The sequence below is a fragment of the Tengunoibacter tsumagoiensis genome, from assembly GCF_003967535.1.
GTDB lineage: Bacteria > Chloroflexota > Ktedonobacteria > Ktedonobacterales > Ktedonobacteraceae > Tengunoibacter > Tengunoibacter tsumagoiensis.
Window position 1 is genome coordinate 1,433,593 of sequence record NZ_BIFR01000002.1, and the last position, 19,796, is coordinate 1,453,388.

The window sequence follows — 19,796 nt, forward strand, 5'->3', positions numbered from 1 at the left end:
CCGCGCAACAGACGCGTAGGTGCGAAGACTGGAAAGCCTTCAGTTCCCTGCGTATCCAGTGGGCTGAGACGTTAAACACTTCTTATCCACCAACGAAGAAGCCCAGCGCGAGTACGAAGCCTGGCGACAGCAGCAGAGCGAGAAGTTGTCAAGCGCGGATCTTTGAAAGCGAGAAAGCAAGGAGACAGGCTCAGATCGTTGAAATGTTTGAGAAATCATTGATTTTATTGATGAGAGAGGGTTGAAATGTTTGAGAAATCGTTGATTTGAGCACTAGCAGAAAACAAAAAAATCATTTACTCTCCTGACAGAGTGACCTGCTGGCAAGGAAAATGATTGGGCCATGGGAGTTCTGCCAGTACCAGCAGCGGAAGGAGGCCAGGCACCAGACAACCCAAATGTATTCCAGGATTGATCCCATTTCATCATCCCGTGTAAGGGATATTGCGCATTCTCATCCTGCTGACCAGTACAGCATACCTCACGTTGTACACGCATCCTATCGAAGATGAAAAGGAGTATTTGAGGTGATTAGTACCAGCATACAAGCGAAAAAACGATTTTTCGTGGCGTTTCTGATCAGCATAATGTTCTGCCTTGTGCTTCAAGCTTTCATAGGCACGAAAAGCGCCTATGCAGCTTATGGACCCCCAACCAGGTATGAGGCTGAGACAGCCAATCTTGCCAATGCTACTGTTGCGTCAACTTCTAGTGGCTATTCAGGTTCCGGGTATGTCACCGGGCTGACAAGCGAATGGTCGAAGATCAGTTTTGATAAAGGCATGGACCAGACACGCACAGCACTCATGAATATCCGGTATGCCAACGCGACGGGCGCATCTGTCACCAATCTCGCGTTATACGTCGGGAGTGACAAGAGCCAGGACCTTGTTTTCCCTACCACTAGTTCCTGGAGCGACTGGGCTACGCTTACCGTAACTTTTACAATCCCGGCAGGGTATCAGAACATCATTATCAAAAGTACCGCCAACGTCTCTGCATCGGCCAACATCGATTACATGGATCTCTCTATTGATGACGGCCTGACCCCTGTCCCTCCCGGTTCCTTCAGTCAGAATACGCCGTCCGACGGAGCGACTGGTGTGAGCACTACACCCGCGTTTAGCTGGGCAACTTCTAATGGGGCAAGTGGCTATGCACTGGTGGTCTCGCCCAATAGCGACTATAGTAGTCCCACCATCAATGTCAGCAACCTGACTGGTACCAGCTACACGCCCACGGCGGCTCTGGCCAGCAGCACAAAGTACTACTGGAAAGTGACGGCCAGCAATGCAGCAGGCTCGACCGTTGCCAGTAACGCTGGCATCTCCTTCACCACCGCCGTGCCACCACCACCACCTGGAACTTTCAATCAGACCGCCCCGACCAGCAACGCAACCAACGTCAGTGTGACCCCCGCGTTTACGTGGAGCGCATCGGCCAATGCAAGCAGGTATGCGCTGGTGGTCTCGCCCAATAGCGACTATAGCAGCCCGGCCATCAACGTCAATAACCTGACCGATACCAGTTACACGCCCTCTACAGCCCTGGCGACAAGCACGAAGTACTACTGGAAGGTGACAGCCAGCAACGCAGTTGGTTCAAACGGTGCCAGCAATGCAGGCATCTCTTTCACCACTGCCGCCCCCACGCCTCCCGGAACCTTCACCCTGGTCGCCCCGGTCAACGGTGCAACCAATGTCAGTGTTACACCTGGCTTCACCTGGAACGCCTCCAGTGGGGCAAGCAGCTATACGCTGGTAGTCTCGACCAGCAGCAACTACAGCAGCCCGGCCATCAATGTCAGCAACCTGACGAGCACCAGTTACACACCGGCCACGGCTCTGACCAGTAACACAAAGTACTACTGGAAAGTGACGGCAACAAGCACAGTCGGTTCGACCGTTGCCAGTAATGCAGGTATCTCCTTTACCACCGCCACAGCACCCGCTCCTGGCACAGACTACTACGTGTCGACGACTGGCAGCGACACCTCTGGTGATGGCAGTACAGCACATCCCTGGAAGACGTTGGCCTACGCCGCCACACAGGTGCCTGAGGGGCTCAACAATACCATCAACCTGGCGGCAGGGACCTACTACGAAACCGTAGCCACCATGCTTCCGCTGGGCGTCAATATTAAGGGCGCCGGTGAGAGCAGCACTACCATCACATCCAATGGCCCCATCCCAGCCCCTGGTGTTGACCAGAGTTCCGCAGACTGGAAGTTGTGGCATGAAGGCAGCCTGATCCAGCTTTTCTCTCCTGGCTATTCGGGCAGCAATCCCAAGTATGGCTCACCTGACCAGATGATTCCATCGGTTGATGGCAACCAGACCTTGAGCGGCTTTACCGTTGACGGCAACAACAAGCAGATCAAGGCGGGCGTCTGGGTGGAGAACCGCAACAACGTGACCATGCACCATGTGACGTTCAAGAACCTCCAGATGCGCGGCGCGGTCTTCGGGCGCAGCGATATGTGGTGGTATATTCCTCTGCCCGATGGCAAATGGATGTATAACACGACGATTCACGACTGCACTTTTATCAACTCTGGTACGGATCTTGGTGGCGAATCGGTAGGGAACCTGAACATTTCCGGACTGGATGGAGCTAACATTTATAACATCACCATTAACGACAATCAGGGCGGCTTTGGCCTCAAGTTCATCTTCGTTGGCCACTACCGCAATGTGAAGATCCATGATACATACATTCGCGTGAGCGAATCCGATACACAGTGGGGAGAGAAGGCATCCATTGAAATGTGGAACCTGAGTTACGGCAACGAAATCTACAACATTGATTGCAATACCTGGTTCTCGTTCGTCAACCACTCACAATTGACCGCCTATGATCCAGTAGGCAACGCGACCAATAACCTCAAACTCCACGACGTCAAAATGATTGATCAGGATGGTTCGAATGGGAATGAGGCAATTGAAGCGTCCGTCAGTGGGATGGAGATCTATAACAACTACATCCAGGATAAGGGCTACGGCATCGCCATCTGGCGTGGCGGCGGTTACACGATGAAGAACATGTTCGTCCACAACAACATCATTGCCAATGTAAACCGCACGCCGGGCTTTGGTTTTGGCAACAGCTCCGGGGTCTTTATTCCCGACGCAGCAACCAATATTCGCATCGACAACAACGTCTTTGACCACATGGGCAACGGGGTCCAGCTTGATAATGCCAACGGTGTGGAAGTGAATAACAACGTCTTCCTCAACACGGAGGGCGCAGATGCTCAGGGTGGCTCCAATGTGACCTTTAACAACAACCTCAAGTATCACACGGACCCTCAGAAGGCAGGCTGGAATCTGACAGGTGGTCCGACCCTGGGTTCGGGCAATCTGCTGGGTGATCCCGGCTTCAAGAAGACGGGCAACCGCTGGAATACCTACTATCAGCCAGCATCGGCCAGCAGTCTGGTGGTTGATAAGGGCGTAGATGTCGGGCTTCCCTACAATGGTTCGGCACCCGATATCGGTCGCTGGGAGTATTAATCTACCTGTATAAGGGAATACACTTCTCTGGTTGCTGTCTCCCTCAACTGTTGTGGGGAGGCAGCTGCTTGTATGGAAAAGGAAAAGGCAATGAGTGACACACAAGATATCAAGATAGGAACGCTTGTTGAAGGCTGGGGAAAAGACCCTGCGGGCTATATCAAGCAAATCCTGCCCTACGGTTTTGAAAGTTTCTCTATCTCATTCTGGCAAACCATCGGTACGATTGATCTTGAGCACCTGGCGCATTCCATCCGAGAAGTTGTGGATAGTGCCGGGGTGAGTATTATCGCCCTGGGAATCTACGGCAATCCACTGGAGGAAACCTTGATGGACCTGGAGACATTGTCCAGCTGGGAGCGCCTGATCGACAATGCCCATCTCTTTGGAGCAGACATTGTCAGCGGTTTTACCGGTCGGCTACGTGGGCGGCCCATTGATGCCTCCATTCCGCGCTTTAAAACAATCTTTGAGCCACTGGTGAAGCGAGCCGCCGACCGGGGAGTACGCCTGGCGTTTGAGAATTGCAGTATGGGTGGTACTTGGCAGAGCGGAGACTGGAATATTGCGCACAGTCCTGCCGCCTGGGAACGCATGTTTGATGCTCTCCCTGCTGAAAATCTTGGCCTGGAGTGGGAGCCATGCCATCAACTGGTCACGCTGGTTGATCCCTTTCCGCAACTGCGACAATGGGTGAAGAAAATTTTTCATGTACATGGGAAAGACTGTACTATCAAATGGGATGTTATCAAACAATATGGTATTCATGGTCCTGTCGAGTATGCCTTTCACCGCACGCCGGGCTTTGGGGATAGCAACTGGACCGATATCATCAGTGAATTGCGCCAGGGCGGGTTTGTGGGGGCAATCGATATTGAGGGTTGGCACGATCCGATTTACAGGGACGCTCTTGAGATGACCGGCCAGGTGCATGCGCTCAACTATCTCAAACGCTGCCGCGGCGGTGATTTTGTGCCTAACCCCACTATTTGAAGGAGAGAGGAAGGGGGTCTGGCAATGACCGCCAATATTGGCAGTAAAACGATTCGTGTGGGCGTGATTGGCCTGGGCTATGGTGGCGAGACGGCTATACGCTGTTTTCAGCAGGTGCCTGGTGTTGAGGTGGTGGCACTGGCAGGCCTGGAGGAAGTGCAACTGGCCGCACTTGGCGGCATGTATTCGATTTCTCACCTGTATCGCTCATATCATGATCTGCTGGCCCATGAGAACTTGGATGCAATCAGTATCGCAGTCCCCAATTATTTGCACGCGCCCGTGGCAATTGCGGCCCTGGAACGCGGACTGCATGTGCTATGTGAGAAACCAGTTGCTCGTACAGGGCTGGAGGCGGAACAGATGGTGCAGGCGGCCACCAGGGCCAACCGTGTCCTGCAGGTGGTCTTCAATCACCGCGAGCGTGGTGATGTGCAGGTGCTCAAGAGCTATATAGACAAAGGGGAACTGGGCACGATCTACTACACGAAGCTCTACTGGCTGCGCCGGCGCGGTATTCCGGGCGTAGGTTCCTGGTTTTCCAGCAAGGAGAAGGCCGGCGGCGGTCCGCTCATCGACCTGGGGGTGCATGTGCTCGATATCGGTCTCTACCTGCTGGGTGAGCCTGAAGTGGTGAGCGTGAGTGCATCTACCTATCATGAACTGGGTGCACGTGGTGTAGGTTTTGATACAAACGAGAGCAAGTCGGGGGCAGGCCATGACTTCGAGGTTGAGGATCTAGCAACAGCTTTTATGCGCCTCTCGACGGGTGTGACCCTGCTACTGGAAGCTTGCTGGGCCTCGCATGGACGGGCGGCCAATGATTTCGGGATAGTGTTGTATGGTACGAAGGGCGGCGCGGAAATTTATGCAAAAGATAACAGGACAACCGATGCATTGCGCATTTACACAGATGTGGCCGATGTACCCGCCGAAATCACTCCCCAATCCCCGCCGGGAGGGTTTCATCAAGCGGTCATCCATACCTTTATTCAACGCATTCGTGATGGGCACTGGTCCCTGTATAACGGAAGCGATGGCTTACGGCGTGCTCGTATCATCGACGCCTGTTATGCCTCCGCCGCTGAAGGGCGTGAAGTGATTCTATCACCTTTATGAAGAGGCAGTATATCTTGAATGCTGCGAGTTATATAGCTCCCTTTCGGTATTACAAGGTCCACATTAGTTATTAATGGTGGATGGGCTGCAAAGTAGTTGTTTGGATGAATGGAGCACAGATGTTTGCCTGGATACAGGTGGAGACAAGCCAGAATAGACATCTCGATGCGGATGAGATATGATTATCAGAAGTAAGGAATTATGATGCAAGAACGGAAAGTGCGTACTGTGCTGGTAGGATGTGGAAGTATGAGTAGTGCATGGCTCGAAGCCATCCGCAAATTGCCCGAAGTTGAAATAGTAAGCCTGGTAGATATTTTTGAAGAAGCCGCCAGGAAGAAAGCTTCAGATTTCCACCTAACCGAAGCTATAATCGCCAGAGACCTTGCCAGTGTTTTGGAGCAGACTGAAGTTGATGCTGTATTTAACTGTACCATTCCTGATGCACATTACGAGGTCACCATGATGGCGCTGCAGCATGGATGCCATGTATTGAGTGAGAAGCCACTGGCTGACTCAATGGAACATGCAAAGGAAATGTTAGTAGCGGCTCAACGAGCAGGAAAGATTTTTTCAGTTATTCAGAACAGGCGCTATGAACCCGCAACTCGCCAGGTCAAACATTTTCTAGAGCAGAAAACCATTGGTAACATTACGATGGTAAACAGTGATTTCTATATTGGAGCTCACTTTGGTGGATTTCGAGATCACATGAAGCATGTGCTGCTTCTGGATATGGCTATTCACACTTTTGATATCGCACGCTTCTTGATTGGAGCCGATCCTGTATCCGTTTATTGTAAAGAATGGAATCCCCAAGGTTCCTGGTATGATCAGGATGCATCAGCTATTGCCATTTTTACAATGGTTGATGGCACTATCTACACGTATCGTGGCAGTTGGTGTGCCGAAGGACTACCAACGACTTGGGAATGCGACTGGCGCATAGTTGGAGAGAAAGGAACCTTAACCTGGGATGGTGGAAAAAATCTGCAGGCTCAGGTTATCAAGGAAACGGGGAATTTTATTTCAGCTTATCAGGATATTGAAATACCAGTGTACGAAGCTACCAATGTTGGAGGGCATGCAGGATTAATTCGGGAGTTTTTTGAATGTATTCAAAATGGGACGCAACCCGAAACAAAAGCTGCCGACAACATCAAAAGCTTAGCTATGGTTTTTGGAGCTATTGAGAGCGCTGAAACAGGACAAACTGCCAGAATTAGCTGGTAAGTGCATAGATGAATTACGAGTAGCATCAAACTCTTGATTGTTCCATGAGTCATCCCGGAGGTTTGGAACGTGAATTCCAACCTCCGGGTGATGATTTCCCATGAGCAAAAGAGAAGAGTGGAGGGAAACCTCTCCAAACGCGACTTAAGGCCCAGCAAATTCGGTAAAGGGGTGCCTTTGTCTTTTGGTACTGCTTTCCCGTTCGATGACAGTAGTGACGTAAGAGCCAGTCTTTCTTTTGGTGACAGCTTACACGTGCTCTACCCCTACTACTGGCGTAAACAGTTGACCAGGGGCCAACTGCTGCACTCTGACAACGAATTGCATAATATCCGGGATCGATCCAGCAATGGTCAGTTCCACAGGAGGGTGCGATGATGGTCGTACCGGTGGACCTAAACTGGCACCCTCACTGGCCCAGGCGGAGGTGACCCATGCTGCATAGGGAACGAAGGTTGCTGCTCCCCGTCTGGCCGGACGACGGCGAGCATTCCCGGTATTGATCGGGGTAACAGTAATCTTCTCAGCATAGGCCGCTATGAGTTTGTTCGCATCTACGGTCAAGACCACTTGAGGGCGGGGATTGCAGGCGGATCGCTGTCGATTGAGTCGCTCTGGATCAAGCCAGAAGAAGACGCGAGCATTAATAAGGGCGTACCATTCAGATGGGGCAATGCCAATCAAACAGGTTGATAAGGCTGCTGATGGCAGAGGGCGCTGATCCCGCAACTGAACCCCGTTTGGTAGTTCGGTATGCGTTAATCGCTGGTGCTTCTCTAATCGTTCCCGATCCTCTCCGGTGAGGCCTGCGAGATCGAGAAGAGTGCTCGCACTATGCAGGCCGTCCCGCTGGATCGCAGGCCAATTGGCGGCTTCAGCCAGATGATAGAGAGTGGTAAGCTGAATCATTCCTTCCGTCCAGGCTTTCTCATCTTAGAAAGGTGTCCTCTTCTTTTTTATACATTCAGGTCTTAAAGATAATTCAATGGCATGGCTGTGTCAAGCTCGCTGCTAGCTTGATCATCAACTTTGTTTATGTGACGCCTCCTCAAGAATAGGCAACTAAATAGTTGCCTATTCTTGATTTTTCTGGTATACTGTCTTCAGGCAACCCAGAGGTTGCCTGAAGACAGTATACGCATGTTGCGTTAGCAAAGAGGAGATCACATGACCTTTTCTGATCGTATCGAGCGAACCATCCATTTGCCCATCCCACGTGAGCGCGTCTGGGAAGCTGTTACAAAAACAGAGCAGCTTGCACGTTGGTTTGGGATTGTGAGTAGTATGGATTTTCGTGTCGGTGGTGCCATCCAATTTAGCTGGGAGAATAAACCTTGTCCTTATCTCGGCTCAATTGAGGTTATCGAGCCAATCCAGCGCTTTGCCTTTCGCTGGCCTTCTTATGCGGTCAGTCATCCAGAGATCACGTTTGACATCGTACCCAATACATTGGTAGAGATTACGCTGGCAGAGCAGGCTGAGGGGACCCTTTTGACGTTGGTCGAGTCAGGTTTTGCATCCCTGCCCAAATTGGTTCCGGCTGAGCAATCCTTTCACGATAACTCCGATGGCTGGCAAGAATGCCTGAATGGGTTGCGCGACTTTCTCCAGAGTCAGGAAGTCGTGTAGTGCCTGCACAGTCCCGGCCCGCTTATGAGAGATCGCTTACAAGAGCAGTGCCCTGTGGTGAGAGGAGAAACAAAGAAAGATGACAGATTCACAGGAGCAGCGAATCTTTCTGGCTCTTGCTGATCCCACACGTCGTCTCTTGCTGCAACAATTGTGCGAAGAAGGCTCAGGGACAGCAGCGGTCTTCGCTACCCGTTTGCCCATCACGCGTCAAGCTATTATCAAACATCTGGTGACCTTAGAGCAGGCTGGTCTCGTGATGGCTCAAGAAATAGGTCGTGAGCGGCGCTACGTGCCTCAACCCGAGGCTTTGCGGTCCGTCACGACCTGGATTGATGAACTTTCAGTTCAGTGGGATCATCGTCTCGCTGCTCTACAAGATTTTCTGCTTGAGGAGACGAATTCCCCATCCACGCAGGAGCAAGAAACTGACCATCAGGAAAAAGCAGATTTTAGAGATATTCAAGAATAATAGAAAAAGGAAGAAATACGCATGCAAACACTTGATCAGCGCCATTTTACCACGACCATGCTGGTCGATCAGACGCCAGAAGAAGTCTTCAATGCGGTCACCAATGTCCGCGGATGGTGGTCGGAAGACATTGAAGGCTCCACTTCCCAACTTCATGATGAATTTGCCTATCACTACAAAGACCTTCATTCTTGCACAATGAAAATCATCGAAGTTATTCCTGACAAGTCAGTTGTCTGGCTTGTCACATACAATCATTTTAGTTTTGTGAAAGACCAGAACGAATGGATAGGCACAAAAGTGCATTTTGACATCTCTCAAGTAGGGAACAAAACGCAGCTCCTCTTCACTCACGAGGGGTTAGTTCCCACATTTGAGTGTTATGATGTCTGTTCACCTGCATGGACCGACTATGTGCAGGGAAGTTTACTGCCTTTGATTACCACAGGGAAAGGGCGTCCCAACAAAGGGGAGCATCTGGCCTTTGATAACCAGGCAGAAAAGGCATCTCAATCCAACAGAGAAAGTGTGAACTGACAAGATAGAAGATTGTATCATCAAAACTGATGAACGTTTTTACATACCTGTAATGGCGGTTTCTGTTCGCATCATGCAAGGGAGAAAAGCTGCATCACTCAGCGGTACGACTAAGAGACCACAATAAGACACTCAACTTCCCAGAACCTCAAACGGTTCTGGGAAGAGGAACGCGACTGTGATGATATGCTCACACAGGATATCGGCGGTGCGGGCTTCCCTTGATCAGGTTGGCAAGGTCATTCTTGAACATCACATTGAACATTGTGTGACGGAAGCGGTTGGGCATGGAAAGGCAAAAGAAGCTATAAATAGTATTATAATTAATCATTGTACTTTTCGATCTATCTATACTAAAATATCACTAATAGACAAAGGAAAACAGTCTTCACTTTTTCAAGGAGAACCCTATGCAGGATGAATCAAGCACTGCTCTTCCTCGGTTTGTTATCATCCCCGAACCTGCTCGTGTTGATGAAACCGTGAACATTCGCCTTATTTACCTTTTGCCAGAGCAACTGGTAACGCTACGTATGACCATCTGTGATGAGATGGGGCGGATATGGGACTCATGGGCCATGTTTCGTGCTAATACACATGGAGTGGTAGATGTGAGTGAACAACCTCCGCTAGCGGGAAGCTATACCGAATGTGATGCCATGGGCCTCTTCTGGTCGTTACAGCCACTCAACGCAACACCATCGTCTGCGTTTTCTCCTTTCAAAAGCATTTCCATCGCTCCTTTGAGCTATGAGCTTTCTGCCGAGGTAGCAAACCAACGTATAGCAGTAGCTCGCCATGAACGTTTCTTTTGGAATGAGCAACAGGTACGACGCCAGCCTTTGTCTGAACATGGTCTGATTGGCACCATGTTTACTCCCAGAAAGTTTGGTTCCTTTCCTTGTCTCTTGCTTTTGAGTGGCTCCAGTGGAGCTCTTCGTGAACAAGAGGCGGCATTATTAGCTACCTATGGCTATGTTGTTGTGGCATTAGCCTATTTCGGCGTCAACTCGCTTCCCAGCCATCTGCAAGAAATCCCCCTAGAATATTTCATTAAGGCGGTACAGTGGCTACGCCATATAGATGTGGTTGCTCATCAAAAAATTGCCGTCATAGGCATCTCAAAAGGGGCAGAGGGGGCTTTGCTTTTGGGCGCAACTGTTTCTGAGATTGCTGCTGTGGTGGCCTATGCCCCTAGCGCGTATGTCTATCAAGGATTAGGTGAGAAAGTCACTTCATCCTGGTCCTACCATGATCAGCCTCTGCCTTTTGTTACTTACAAGCCTGCTCCCATTTTTGAAGCCTATGAGAAACGACAGTTGGCTGAGGGAGCTCCTATCGCTTACCGTACATTGTACTTAGAAACCCTTCAGCATACAGACGAACTTGCTCGTGCTGCAATCCTCGTTGAGCGAATCCAGGGACCCATCTTGCTTATTTCAGGTGAGGATGATCAGATGTGGCCTGGAACACTTTTTGCGGAGGAGATTGAGCAACGTTTGCGACACCACCATCATCCCTACTGGCATCAACATGTAAGCTATGCTCATGCTGGACATAAAATTGGTATGCCAAACGTTTCAACAACCCTGACGCAATTACGTCACCAATTTTCTGGAAGTATCAATGATTATGGTGGCACCCCTCAAGGGAATGCACGTGCTTCGGCGCACTCCTGGCAAATGCTTCTCACCTTTTTGAAGCACCATATGCACTAGCACATTTTTCCGCTAAGCGGCAAGACGGACCACACGTAGCGTGATGTCACGGAGGCTATAGGGATAGTAACTATTCAGAAGGACCACTTAAAAGAGGCGAATCAGGCCTATGTTTACACATTTGAACTCGGCACTACCAGGAATACAACGACAATTGCAGACAATGAACCTTTTACGCCACCCTTCTGAACAGTTACTGTTTTTACAGTGATCCTAGCCCTACCTCTCTTTGGCAAGGATCTTAGCCTCCCCTCTTACTGACTGACCGCTTTCTTTATCAGCGCAATGATTTTCTCTTCTCCTTCAGTGTTCAGTTCTTTTAGCGCGAAGGAGACAGGCCACATCATACCTTCGTCAAGGTTTGCGCTATCGTTAAAACCGATCGTTGCGTACCTGGTCTGGAACTTTTGCGCCGGCTGGAAGAAGCAGACAATCTTCCCATCCCTGGCATATGCAGGCATGCCATACCAGGTTTTGGGCGAGAGGTCTGGCGTGTTCGCTTTGACGATCTCATGGAATCGGGTGGCTATCGCACGATCCGATTCCGACATCTCAGCGATCTTTGTGAGCACATCTTTTTCTCCTTCTGCCCTGTCTTTGCTGGCACGTTCCTCTTTAGCACGCTCCTTCATCGCGGCTCGTTCCTGCTGCGAGAATCCTTTAGACTTCTTGTTGATCGCTTCCGTGCTGCTGGCGGGTTGCTGAGAAACGTTCAGATCTGACTGGCTCATACTAATCTCCTTATTTTTATTCAAACGACAATTTTACGACAGTTCGACTGCGGACTTCTCTTGCTCGCTCTTCCATCTTTTCCGTATGGGCTGACCAGTATCAGCGTAGATCGTTGAAAACGCGCTTTCTACCGTCAACTCGAAGACAATGTAATGATCCTGCGGCTGATACCCATAGGTCGTCGCCAGCGCTCGCATGGCTGGACTAGCAGTGAGAAGAGCATGTCCCACCAGCCAGAACTCTCCTTCTCCACCGTTCGTATCACTGACCCAACAATGTAACGCATAGCCAGAACCACGCTGTAAATCATGTCCTTTTGGAGAGGTGGGCTCCATAAACAACAACAGATGCCCCTCGCCGATAATTGGCGTCACAGGATGAACGCGAGGCAGTCCATCAGCACGAACGGTTGCCAGATAGGCTGGACCACTTTTCAAGCGAGCCTCGCCAAAGGCAGCAAGTTCTGGTTCAACGAGCGCAAAATCTTGCCAGGACTGTTTCATATATTCCCCCCCGATGTTTTCTCTTTCTATGAAAGTCATTGGGCGCGAAATCTCATCTCGTTTCACGCCAATGGGTCCAGCAGCACAGGTCTGAGCAGTTCTGTGGGAGCGGCTGCCAGCTCCCACGATTACTTACCACGCTCATAGCCAGGACGATTGCTCGAAAAGGACTAAGACTGAACTACCTGCCATACATTGCCATCGGGGTCACGGAGGTCAAACCATTTGACGCCAGAGCCCGGGCCGTACAGATCATCTTTTATGTCGTTGACACTGACACCCTTTGCTTTGAGCTCGTTGTATGCTACTTCAATATCTGAAGTCGAGAGGTAAAGTCGCATCGTCCCCGGTTTCATATGTTCATGCATCGTCGACAGCGTCAGAGTGGTGCCTCCTCCTGGGAGAGAAAGCGAGACCCAATGATAATCGCCCGCGCCGACATCTTTGGTGACCTCAAATCCGAATTGTTCTGCGTAGAAGGCTTTGGCCTTTGCCATATCGGTAACTGCCATCATCACCATTAAGATTTGTTCATTAGCCATTATTAAAATTACCCTTTCAAGGAGTGTAAAACAGTCATTTATTCATGAGAATAATGTGAATTGAGCCATGGCTCACGTATCCAGTTTCTTGCTCTCGTTCGTTTCAAGTGAGAGCAGCGTCAGACCAAGCCGGACAATCTGGAGGAGCACTCCATGCAGCGCAGCCTGATCTGGCAAGTTCCCCGAGAGGAGCGTTGTCCCGGTCGCCTGTTGCTCGATGCAGAGCCCGCCAAAGCGATCTTCCCAGGACTGGTCCAGGTGTCCCTGGACACGTATCGTGTAGAACATCTGCCTCCTCCGCATTCTGCGCGTTTCACGATCTTCGCGCTGTGCTCGGGAAAGTGAATCACCAGGATCACCTCTCCCTGCGTCTGAACAAAGCATACCAGAACGCGAGTACTTCCACAGTCGCCAAAAGGATACCAAAGGGAGTAGTTGCCTGCGAAGAAAGACCACCTGTTGGGAGGAATCTTGTTAGAGCAGGGAGCGCGCTCGCGCCAGAGCAACCGCCTGGGTTCGGCTGGTGGCTCCTAATTTGCCGAGCAGATTGCTGACGTGTTTTTTGACGGTGGGGAGCTCGATCACCAGGGCCTGGGCGATATCCTGGTTTGAGGCTCCTGTGTTCAGCAGGCGCAAGACATCCTGCTCGCGTTGCGTCAGAAGCGCGGGTGGACTGACGGACGCTTGCCCGGCTGAGACCGGTCCAGACGGAAGAGCAGGCTCCAACGCTCTGTTTGCACCAGACTGCTCCTGGGCGATTGCTGATAGCAGCTGTGAGATGTAGGCGATTGTTGAAGCAGAAGCGGTCAGATCATGCTGATGGGAATGTGAGGTCTGGAACTGCTCAAGTGCCTGGCGCATTGGTTCGCCTTCATCCAGGTACACACGCAGGTAGCCCTCGGGTTCAGTTAAGGCAAACAGTCTCATTGTAACTTCGTAGGCTCGCTCATTCTGACCTGTGTGATGGAGCGCTACTATGTACTGGGCAAGATAAGTAAGGGTGATTCTGCTATTTGCCGAACGACTCAGGTCCTCACCAAAGCGCTCTAGCAACTGCAGCGCCTCCGTCCAACGAAACGTTGCAAAATATATCCGTATCATGACCGGGAACACATCATACAAGCTACGCTCCCATGCCCCCTCGGGCAAGACAATGTTCTGTGCCCAGTTCGTTGCTTCCTGTAGCTGTCCCGTAGCCAGCCACCATTGTGCTCGCATGATGGGCAGCCAGTTCCGGTGGCCTTCTAATTGCTCAAACGAGTGCAGCGTTTGTTGGACCGCAGACAGATCTCCTCTCGCCAACTCGATCTGCATCAAGCGGATATATCCTGACAGAAGGAGATTACTCTGCTGCCAGGTAACAGCCTCCTGAATGGCCGTTCGCATCCAGTCACGCGCCTCTTCCAATCGATTCCACTGGTACAATATCAGCGCCAGGATATCTTTAAAGTATCCTTTCAGCAGAGCATAGCTCCCTGTCTGCTCAATCAGGTCGAGGGCAGCCAGACTCTCCTCATAGGCCAGGCGCAACTGTCCCGCCTCTACGGCGGAGAGTGCCAGCCACTGTCTGACCCTGGTCACAGCAAATTGGCTTCCCGACCGACGCACTTGTTGTTTGGCGTCCAGGAGCTGTGGCAAAAGCTTCGCCCTCTCTTGTCGAGCCGTGTAGTAAACAACGTTGCAGAAGAGTGGAAGCATATGCCAGATAACCTCCTCATCCTTATCAAGCTCCAGCATCTCCTGATGAAGGACCGGAAGGCGCTTAAAATCCGAGGCTTCTATCGCCTCATACAAGGCCATCCCTGCCTGTAACAGGTGCAGGCGTCGATGCAGGACTTCTGGATCGATGGAGGGCACGCTCGATCCTGCTGGTGCTGCCAGCGTTGCCTGATGAGTCGCCTTCGTGTGATGAGAGAAGGCAGTGTTAACCCGTTTGATGAGCTGCCTTACGTGCTGATAGCGACTTTCGCGTTGCTCGCGGGTTGAAGAGGAGACGGGATGGAGCAGGTAGAGCGCTGTGGTGAGCGCCAGACGTGCGTGTTCGGGCACCAGCGGATCTGGCAATGACAGTACCCAGCGCGACATCATGGCCATCTCTCCACGTACCCAGAACTGCTCAACAGTCTGCTCCATCAGACGCGCTGCCATGGAGAAGGATGCTCCAGCAAGTGCATGAAGAATAGCCTCTGCCCATTGCCCTTCGGCCTCATAAAAGTCGGCGGCCCGGCGATGTAAGAGCAAGGCCATCTCTGGCTGGCTGCTGTGGAGCGCCGAGAGCAGGGCTTCTCTAAAGAGATCATGCAGTCGATAGATGCGCCGTTCCTCATCCAGGGGGACCAGAAAAAGGTTTGCTCGCTCCAGCAATGTGAGCATCTGCTGGCTGGTCGCTCTTGTTGGCGCGGCAGTGACGGCCTGGCATACCGCAGCATCCAGGCGAGAGAGGATGGCGATCTGCAGCAAAAAAGTGCGGGTCTCGGGGGAGAGACGTGCTAGAATATCCTCTTGCACGTAGTCCAGAAGGTATCGCTGGCTACCAGTCAATGTCTCAAGGTAGGCTGTGCGATCCTCACGTTTCTGCAGCGTGAGCCCAACCAGATGCAGACCAGCGATCCAACCCTCCGTTCGGCTCATCAGCCGCTGCAGCTCTTCTGCCGAGAGCGGAGGGAAGAGCATTTTATGTAAAAACTGGCTCGCTTCATCCTCCTGGAAGCGCAGTTCATCCGCGCGAATCTCGGTCAACTGCCCGTGGGCTCGCAGACGAGCAAGAGGCAGATCCGGGTCGACGCGGCTGGAGAGGATCAGATGCAGATGGGGGGGCAGATGCTCCAGGAAGAAGGCTATACCCTGGTGAATGACCGACGTCTCTATCAGCTGATAATCATCCACAATAAGGACGATGGGGGCAGGATACACCTGCTGGCTTTCCAGCTCATGGAGAAGCACCGACAGACAGGAGGAAAGCGGCGGTGGCTGGGGCGATTGCAACTCTGCCACCACGTTTTCCCCAAAATTCGCTGCCAGGCTGGGGCAGCGGCGCAGCGCCATAATCAGCGCACTCCAGAAGCGTGCCGGGCTATTGTCCAGTTCGTCCAGCGAGAGCCAGGCGACCTGCGTCTTTTTTTGCCGGTGTGCCCAGATCGAGAGCAGTGTGGTTTTACCCCAGCCCGCGGATGCAGAGAGCAGTGTGAGCGGCGTCGAAAGTGACGCATCGAGTGCAGTCAGCAGGCGCTCGCGCTCCACCAGGGTATTCGGCTGCCGTGGCGGGGTAAGTCGGCTGGAGAGTAGCAGCATCCCCTGTTCGGTAGTGGTTGTGGGCTGCTGCACGTGAGCCAGCGCCTGTGCGGTCTCCTCCAGTCGCGAGAGCGTGAGAGTCTCCATCCGTCCGAGATACTGCTTACGCGTATGGCCGTCTCTGGTCTGGTAGGCATACCAATATGCTCCTCCGCGTGGCCTCTGCTCCTGATAGACATTGAGGGAGCCTCTGGCACCGTGGAAGGCAAAGGAGGAGACCCCCTGGAGCCAGACGAACCAGGCGGCATCTTCCGCAGGTTGAAAATGGTGTTGAAGCTGACCCCGGGTATATTGCTCGTAGAGGTGCCGCTCTTTGGACCAGATCAGGGCATGAAGAGGAGTTCTAGACATTGAATCTTCCTTGTGGCTCTATTGTTCCTGGCAACCATCCCATTCCTCCCAACACATCAGGAAGTATACCAAAGAGGGGGCACATCGGCAAGGAGCTTCCCTTCTGGCCAGGGCATTCCCGTTCCGGGTTGGTCCCCCAGCGTTCGAAAGGGATTCTCATGTCAGGAAACAACGGCTAGAAGAGTTGAATAAGGCATTGATCTCGTTTTCGGGTAAGGATACGGTCTGGCCCATGTCGTCAGCCTCAATTATTATCCCCCGGGACACGGACACCCCTCTGAGCGTGCTCACCCGCCTCTCTCCCACTTCCAGGCTCACGCCTTTAGTAACGATCACCCAGGACCGTGATGATGGAAAGAGCGCTAAAGATGGAAAGAATCACATGTTGATTTGTCATCACCATAAGATACTGTAAGTATCCCATTCTTCACTTTGTATCAGAACCTATTCTGTTTTCGTGGCTTCATTGCTTCCATTCCCACTTTTCTTAAGCCTTCTTGATAAATTATTACTTGCTGTTGAGTATTCGCCATAAAAAAGAGCTCTACTATGTTTATAAGCAGAACAATAAAAGTTCAAACAGTATAGCGTATCTAGCTTTTCATTGATAGAGGCCACAATGCGCTATCTTAAAGCAAAAAATAGCACGAGGAGACAGAGAGAAGGATAGTAGTAAAAGCCAAAGAGCATAGATTTAGACGGGCTCTCCCTTATATATAACTATATCTACTTTTAAAAAAGTAGAAAGAATATGGTATCTGAACACAAAAAAGAAGCGCTGTAGGGCAGAAGGGCAGGGAAGCAGTCAGTCAGGAACAGCACCAGAAGGCTGGTCGCGCCGCTCATGAAAGTGGCAATGCGCATGAATTCACGAGTGAAGAGGCCCGCAAAGCTGGCAGTGAAGGTGGTCAGGCCAGTTATAAGGACTAGATCCTGTTCCAACGATTACCATAACCTCTATCATACGAGTCATCCCAGATTGGCAGAGGATGGCGTCCAACTTCCAATGGATGCGAGCGCTTACATAGTGCGAAGATTTGGTGGAAAGAGGCGTCCAGGAAAAGGATGATCGTTGTTCCAGAATCGGCTGATGGCCTATCAAAGGCGATAAAGTGGTGCAAGAACACTCTTGCACCGCTTTTCTGTGCAGTGGCATTGCAGCATATAACCGGTTTGGGAAGATAAAAAAGATCTTTCTCAACCTGGATTTAACCTCAATACTATGCTTTTTCTTCTCGCTCTTCATACGCCTGAAAGGCCTGTTCAACTTCCTCCATATGTTCTTCCGCCCACTGTCGCAAGGCCGCCATTAGCGGGATGAGAGTGGTTCCCAGTGAAGAGAGTGAATATTCCACGGCAGGCGGAATAGTCGGTATGATCTTGCGTTCGACAATCCCCCTGCGTTCCAAATTGCGTAGCGTTTGCGTGAGCATCTTGTGGGAGATTCCCTCAATCGCGCGCTGTAACTCATTGAAGCGCGTAGGGTGTTTTTCAAGCAGAGCAAAGATGAGGGCTATCCATTTGTCGGCAATCAGATCGAGGACATCCCGCGAATAGCAGCGAGCGATCAATACGCTATGCGCTGAAGATTGTAGCAGTGTCTTTTCCATGCTCCAAGTATAGCACACATCCCATCCAGACGCTTCTCGGTTACTTCAAAGTGCGTACTTGTGAGACTCCCCATAAGTGCTTATAGTAAGAGCACACAAACAATATTAGTCATAGAATTATAAAAGGAGCTTCCATGGTTATGTCACAATATGCACTTACTAGCAGAGAAAATGAACAAAAACGGAAGGTAGCCCTGGTTGTTGGAGCACAAGGAGTCATTGGTCGTAATCTCATCGATTATCTGACAACACTCGACGATTGGGATGTCATTGGTGTAGCACGACGCGGTGGAACGTCTACGGACCGGGTTCGGTATGTAATGGTTGATTTGCTTGATCGAGACGACTGTCACGAGAAGTTGGGCAGCCTCACTCAGGTGACACACATTTTCTATGCTGCATATCAGGATCGGCCAACCTGGGCCGAACTGGTTCCGCCCAATCTGGCTATGCTCGTTCATGTGATCGAGGCAGTCGAGCCAATTGCAGCCGATTTGCAGCATGTGAGCCTGATGCAAGGATACAAGGTTTATGGTGCGCATCTGGGCCCGTTCAAGACGCCCGCTCGTGAGAGCGACCCTCCTCATATGCCGCCAGAATTCAACGTCGATCAGCAAGCTTTCCTCGAACAGCGGCAACGAGGTAAAACCTGGAACTGGTCAGCGATCCGCCCGTCTGTGGTTGGCGGGTTTGCGCTGGGCAATCCGATGAACCTGGCTTCGGTAATCGCGGTCTATGCTGCTATCTCGAAGGAACTGGGATTACCACTGCGCTTCCCAGGCAAGCCGGGCGCGTACGATAAGCTCCTGGAAATGACCGACGCGGGCCTGCTGGCGCGGGCAACCGTCTGGGCGGCCACTGACGAACGGTGCGCCAACCAGGCATTCAACATCAACAATGGAGACCTATTCCGCTGGAGCGAGATGTGGCCAAAGATCGCGCGCTTCTTTGAGCTTGAGGTAGCGCCCCCGTTGCCGATGTCACTCACTGTCGTCATGGCCGACAAGGAGCCGCTCTGGAATGCCATGATCGAGAAGTATGGACTTGCTCCTCACCCCTATCAAAAGGTCACGTCCTGGGGCTTTGGTGATTTCGTCTTCTCCTGGGACTATGACATGTTCGCTGATGGTTCAAAAGCCCGCCGCTTTGGTTTCCACGAGTATGTTGATACGGAAGCGATGTTCTTGAGCATTTTCGAGAATTTTCGTCACCGCAAGGTCATTCCCTAAATTGGTCACATCGTTTTAGCTTCTCTCTACCACCGATCCCGATGCAAAACCTCTTCTAACGGTTTACGAGCAGCAGGTTTGAATGCGGTTCCCAGTGTATAAGTGACAGGGATAAGCGCAACTTGCCTCACTTGCTCATATGGGATTCCTGGTACCTCCACCGCTTCCTGCTCAAAATCGAGATGGAGCGTGGTCAAGACTGTGCCCAGACCATGTGAACGGGCAGAGCCGGCATAAAAACTCCAGGTCGCTGGCCAGATCCCGCTCCAATAGCCAGCTAGCGCAGATCCAGAGAGCTTTTCACCACGCCCCTCAAGGCAGAGTA

The 19,796-nt window shown here is 51.5% G+C and carries 17 protein-coding genes and 1 pseudogene; 11 read left to right on the top strand and 7 right to left on the bottom strand.

What is annotated here, in order from left to right:
• Positions 1-527 precede the first annotated feature (527 nt).
• The 4 genes from EL628_RS26245 to EL628_RS26260 all read left to right on the top strand — a co-directional run bounded on the left by EL628_RS26245 (position 528) and on the right by EL628_RS26260 (position 6,857).
• A complete protein-coding gene (locus tag EL628_RS26245) occupies positions 528-3,512 on the top strand; it encodes a right-handed parallel beta-helix repeat-containing protein (protein ID WP_126582944.1) in 2,985 nt (994 codons plus the stop codon).
• 90 nt (positions 3,513-3,602) lie between these two features.
• On the top strand, positions 3,603-4,505 hold the full coding sequence (locus tag EL628_RS26250) for a sugar phosphate isomerase/epimerase family protein (RefSeq protein ID WP_126582945.1): 903 nt from the start codon (positions 3,603-3,605) through the stop codon (positions 4,503-4,505).
• Between the two features lie 24 nt (positions 4,506-4,529).
• Positions 4,530-5,624, top strand: a complete 1,095-nt coding sequence (locus EL628_RS26255) for a Gfo/Idh/MocA family protein (protein ID WP_126582946.1) — start codon at positions 4,530-4,532, stop codon at positions 5,622-5,624.
• A gap of 201 nt (positions 5,625-5,825) precedes the next feature.
• A complete protein-coding gene (locus EL628_RS26260) occupies positions 5,826-6,857 on the top strand; it encodes a Gfo/Idh/MocA family protein (RefSeq protein WP_126582947.1) in 1,032 nt (343 codons plus the stop codon).
• A 249-nt stretch (positions 6,858-7,106) separates the two neighbouring features.
• Here the strand turns inward: EL628_RS26260 and EL628_RS26265 are convergent, their stop codons facing one another.
• The gene (locus EL628_RS26265) at positions 7,107-7,766 is read right to left on the bottom strand and encodes a DUF7002 family protein (protein WP_126582948.1); all 660 of its coding nucleotides are present in this window, start codon (positions 7,764-7,766) and stop codon (positions 7,107-7,109) included.
• A 258-nt stretch (positions 7,767-8,024) separates the two neighbouring features.
• Between EL628_RS26265 and EL628_RS26270 the strand changes: the two genes are divergently transcribed.
• The 5 genes from EL628_RS26270 to EL628_RS26290 all read left to right on the top strand — a co-directional run bounded on the left by EL628_RS26270 (position 8,025) and on the right by EL628_RS26290 (position 11,213).
• Complete coding sequence (locus EL628_RS26270) at positions 8,025-8,486, top strand: SRPBCC domain-containing protein (RefSeq protein ID WP_126582949.1); 462 nt, start codon at positions 8,025-8,027, stop codon at positions 8,484-8,486.
• 79 nt (positions 8,487-8,565) lie between these two features.
• Positions 8,566-8,958, top strand: coding sequence for an ArsR/SmtB family transcription factor (locus EL628_RS26275; RefSeq protein WP_126582950.1), 393 nt, complete (start codon positions 8,566-8,568; stop codon positions 8,956-8,958).
• Between the two features lie 21 nt (positions 8,959-8,979).
• Positions 8,980-9,495: an SRPBCC family protein gene (locus EL628_RS26280; RefSeq protein ID WP_218029000.1), complete on the top strand. Its 516-nt coding sequence runs from the start codon at positions 8,980-8,982 to the stop codon at positions 9,493-9,495.
• A gap of 181 nt (positions 9,496-9,676) precedes the next feature.
• Positions 9,677-9,916 carry a metal-sensitive transcriptional regulator gene (locus EL628_RS31165; protein ID WP_126582951.1) on the top strand — a complete coding sequence of 80 codons (240 nt, stop codon included), beginning with the start codon at positions 9,677-9,679 and terminating at the stop codon, positions 9,914-9,916.
• Complete coding sequence (locus EL628_RS26290) at positions 9,906-11,213, top strand: acyl-CoA thioesterase/bile acid-CoA:amino acid N-acyltransferase family protein (RefSeq protein WP_126582952.1); 1,308 nt, start codon at positions 9,906-9,908, stop codon at positions 11,211-11,213. The genes EL628_RS31165 and EL628_RS26290 overlap by 11 nt, the downstream gene beginning before the upstream one ends.
• 254 nt (positions 11,214-11,467) lie before the next feature.
• Here the strand turns inward: EL628_RS26290 and EL628_RS26295 are convergent, their stop codons facing one another.
• The 5 genes from EL628_RS26295 to EL628_RS26315 all read right to left on the bottom strand — a co-directional run bounded on the left by EL628_RS26295 (position 11,468) and on the right by EL628_RS26315 (position 16,632).
• Complete coding sequence (locus tag EL628_RS26295) at positions 11,468-11,944, bottom strand: iron chaperone (protein WP_126582953.1); 477 nt, start codon at positions 11,942-11,944, stop codon at positions 11,468-11,470.
• A 33-nt stretch (positions 11,945-11,977) separates the two neighbouring features.
• Entirely contained in the window at positions 11,978-12,448 is a 471-nt protein-coding gene (locus EL628_RS26300; protein WP_126582954.1) for a pyridoxamine 5'-phosphate oxidase family protein, read from the bottom strand.
• Positions 12,449-12,618: 170 nt separating this feature from the next.
• Positions 12,619-12,990, bottom strand: a complete 372-nt coding sequence (locus EL628_RS26305; RefSeq protein ID WP_126582955.1) for a glyoxalase superfamily protein — start codon at positions 12,988-12,990, stop codon at positions 12,619-12,621.
• Between the two features lie 72 nt (positions 12,991-13,062).
• Positions 13,063-13,278 carry a DUF8691 family protein gene (locus EL628_RS26310; protein ID WP_126582956.1) on the bottom strand — a complete coding sequence of 72 codons (216 nt, stop codon included), beginning with the start codon at positions 13,276-13,278 and terminating at the stop codon, positions 13,063-13,065.
• Between the two features lie 186 nt (positions 13,279-13,464).
• Positions 13,465-16,632, bottom strand: a complete 3,168-nt coding sequence (locus tag EL628_RS26315) for a winged helix-turn-helix domain-containing protein (RefSeq protein WP_126582957.1) — start codon at positions 16,630-16,632, stop codon at positions 13,465-13,467.
• A gap of 825 nt (positions 16,633-17,457) precedes the next feature.
• On the opposite strand from EL628_RS26315, the pseudogene EL628_RS31170 reads away from it, so the two are divergent.
• Positions 17,458-17,562: pseudogene (locus tag EL628_RS31170) on the top strand (KGG domain-containing protein); the annotation flags it as partial.
• 290 nt (positions 17,563-17,852) lie between these two features.
• Here EL628_RS31170 and EL628_RS26320 read toward each other — a convergent pair.
• Complete coding sequence (locus EL628_RS26320; RefSeq protein ID WP_126582958.1) at positions 17,853-18,242, bottom strand: winged helix-turn-helix transcriptional regulator; 390 nt, start codon at positions 18,240-18,242, stop codon at positions 17,853-17,855.
• 134 nt (positions 18,243-18,376) lie between these two features.
• On the opposite strand from EL628_RS26320, the gene EL628_RS26325 reads away from it, so the two are divergent.
• The gene (locus EL628_RS26325; RefSeq protein WP_245994474.1) at positions 18,377-19,471 is read left to right on the top strand and encodes an SDR family oxidoreductase; all 1,095 of its coding nucleotides are present in this window, start codon (positions 18,377-18,379) and stop codon (positions 19,469-19,471) included.
• The last annotated feature ends 325 nt before the right edge of the window (positions 19,472-19,796 follow it).

Bases quoted from the DNA above. Each gene is read 5' to 3' on its own strand.
- EL628_RS26250 (WP_126582945.1), top strand. From the start codon at position 3,603: ATGAGTGACACACAAGATATCAAGATAGGAACGCTTGTTGAAGGCTGG.
- EL628_RS26255 (WP_126582946.1), top strand. From the start codon at position 4,530: ATGACCGCCAATATTGGCAGTAAAACGATTCGTGTGGGCGTGATTGGC.
- EL628_RS26260 (WP_126582947.1), top strand. From the start codon at position 5,826: ATGATGCAAGAACGGAAAGTGCGTACTGTGCTGGTAGGATGTGGAAGT.
- EL628_RS26265 (WP_126582948.1), bottom strand. From the start codon at position 7,766: ATGATTCAGCTTACCACTCTCTATCATCTGGCTGAAGCCGCCAATTGG.
- EL628_RS26270 (WP_126582949.1), top strand. From the start codon at position 8,025: ATGACCTTTTCTGATCGTATCGAGCGAACCATCCATTTGCCCATCCCA.
- EL628_RS26275 (WP_126582950.1), top strand. From the start codon at position 8,566: ATGACAGATTCACAGGAGCAGCGAATCTTTCTGGCTCTTGCTGATCCC.
- EL628_RS26280 (WP_218029000.1), top strand. From the start codon at position 8,980: ATGCAAACACTTGATCAGCGCCATTTTACCACGACCATGCTGGTCGAT.
- EL628_RS31165 (WP_126582951.1), top strand. From the start codon at position 9,677: ATGATATGCTCACACAGGATATCGGCGGTGCGGGCTTCCCTTGATCAG.
- EL628_RS26290 (WP_126582952.1), top strand. From the start codon at position 9,906: ATGCAGGATGAATCAAGCACTGCTCTTCCTCGGTTTGTTATCATCCCC.
- EL628_RS26295 (WP_126582953.1), bottom strand. From the start codon at position 11,944: ATGAGCCAGTCAGATCTGAACGTTTCTCAGCAACCCGCCAGCAGCACG.
- EL628_RS26300 (WP_126582954.1), bottom strand. From the start codon at position 12,448: ATGAAACAGTCCTGGCAAGATTTTGCGCTCGTTGAACCAGAACTTGCT.
- EL628_RS26305 (WP_126582955.1), bottom strand. From the start codon at position 12,990: ATGGCTAATGAACAAATCTTAATGGTGATGATGGCAGTTACCGATATG.
- EL628_RS26310 (WP_126582956.1), bottom strand. From the start codon at position 13,278: ATGTTCTACACGATACGTGTCCAGGGACACCTGGACCAGTCCTGGGAA.
- EL628_RS26315 (WP_126582957.1), bottom strand. From the start codon at position 16,632: ATGTCTAGAACTCCTCTTCATGCCCTGATCTGGTCCAAAGAGCGGCAC.
- EL628_RS26320 (WP_126582958.1), bottom strand. From the start codon at position 18,242: ATGGAAAAGACACTGCTACAATCTTCAGCGCATAGCGTATTGATCGCT.
- EL628_RS26325 (WP_245994474.1), top strand. From the start codon at position 18,377: ATGGTTATGTCACAATATGCACTTACTAGCAGAGAAAATGAACAAAAA.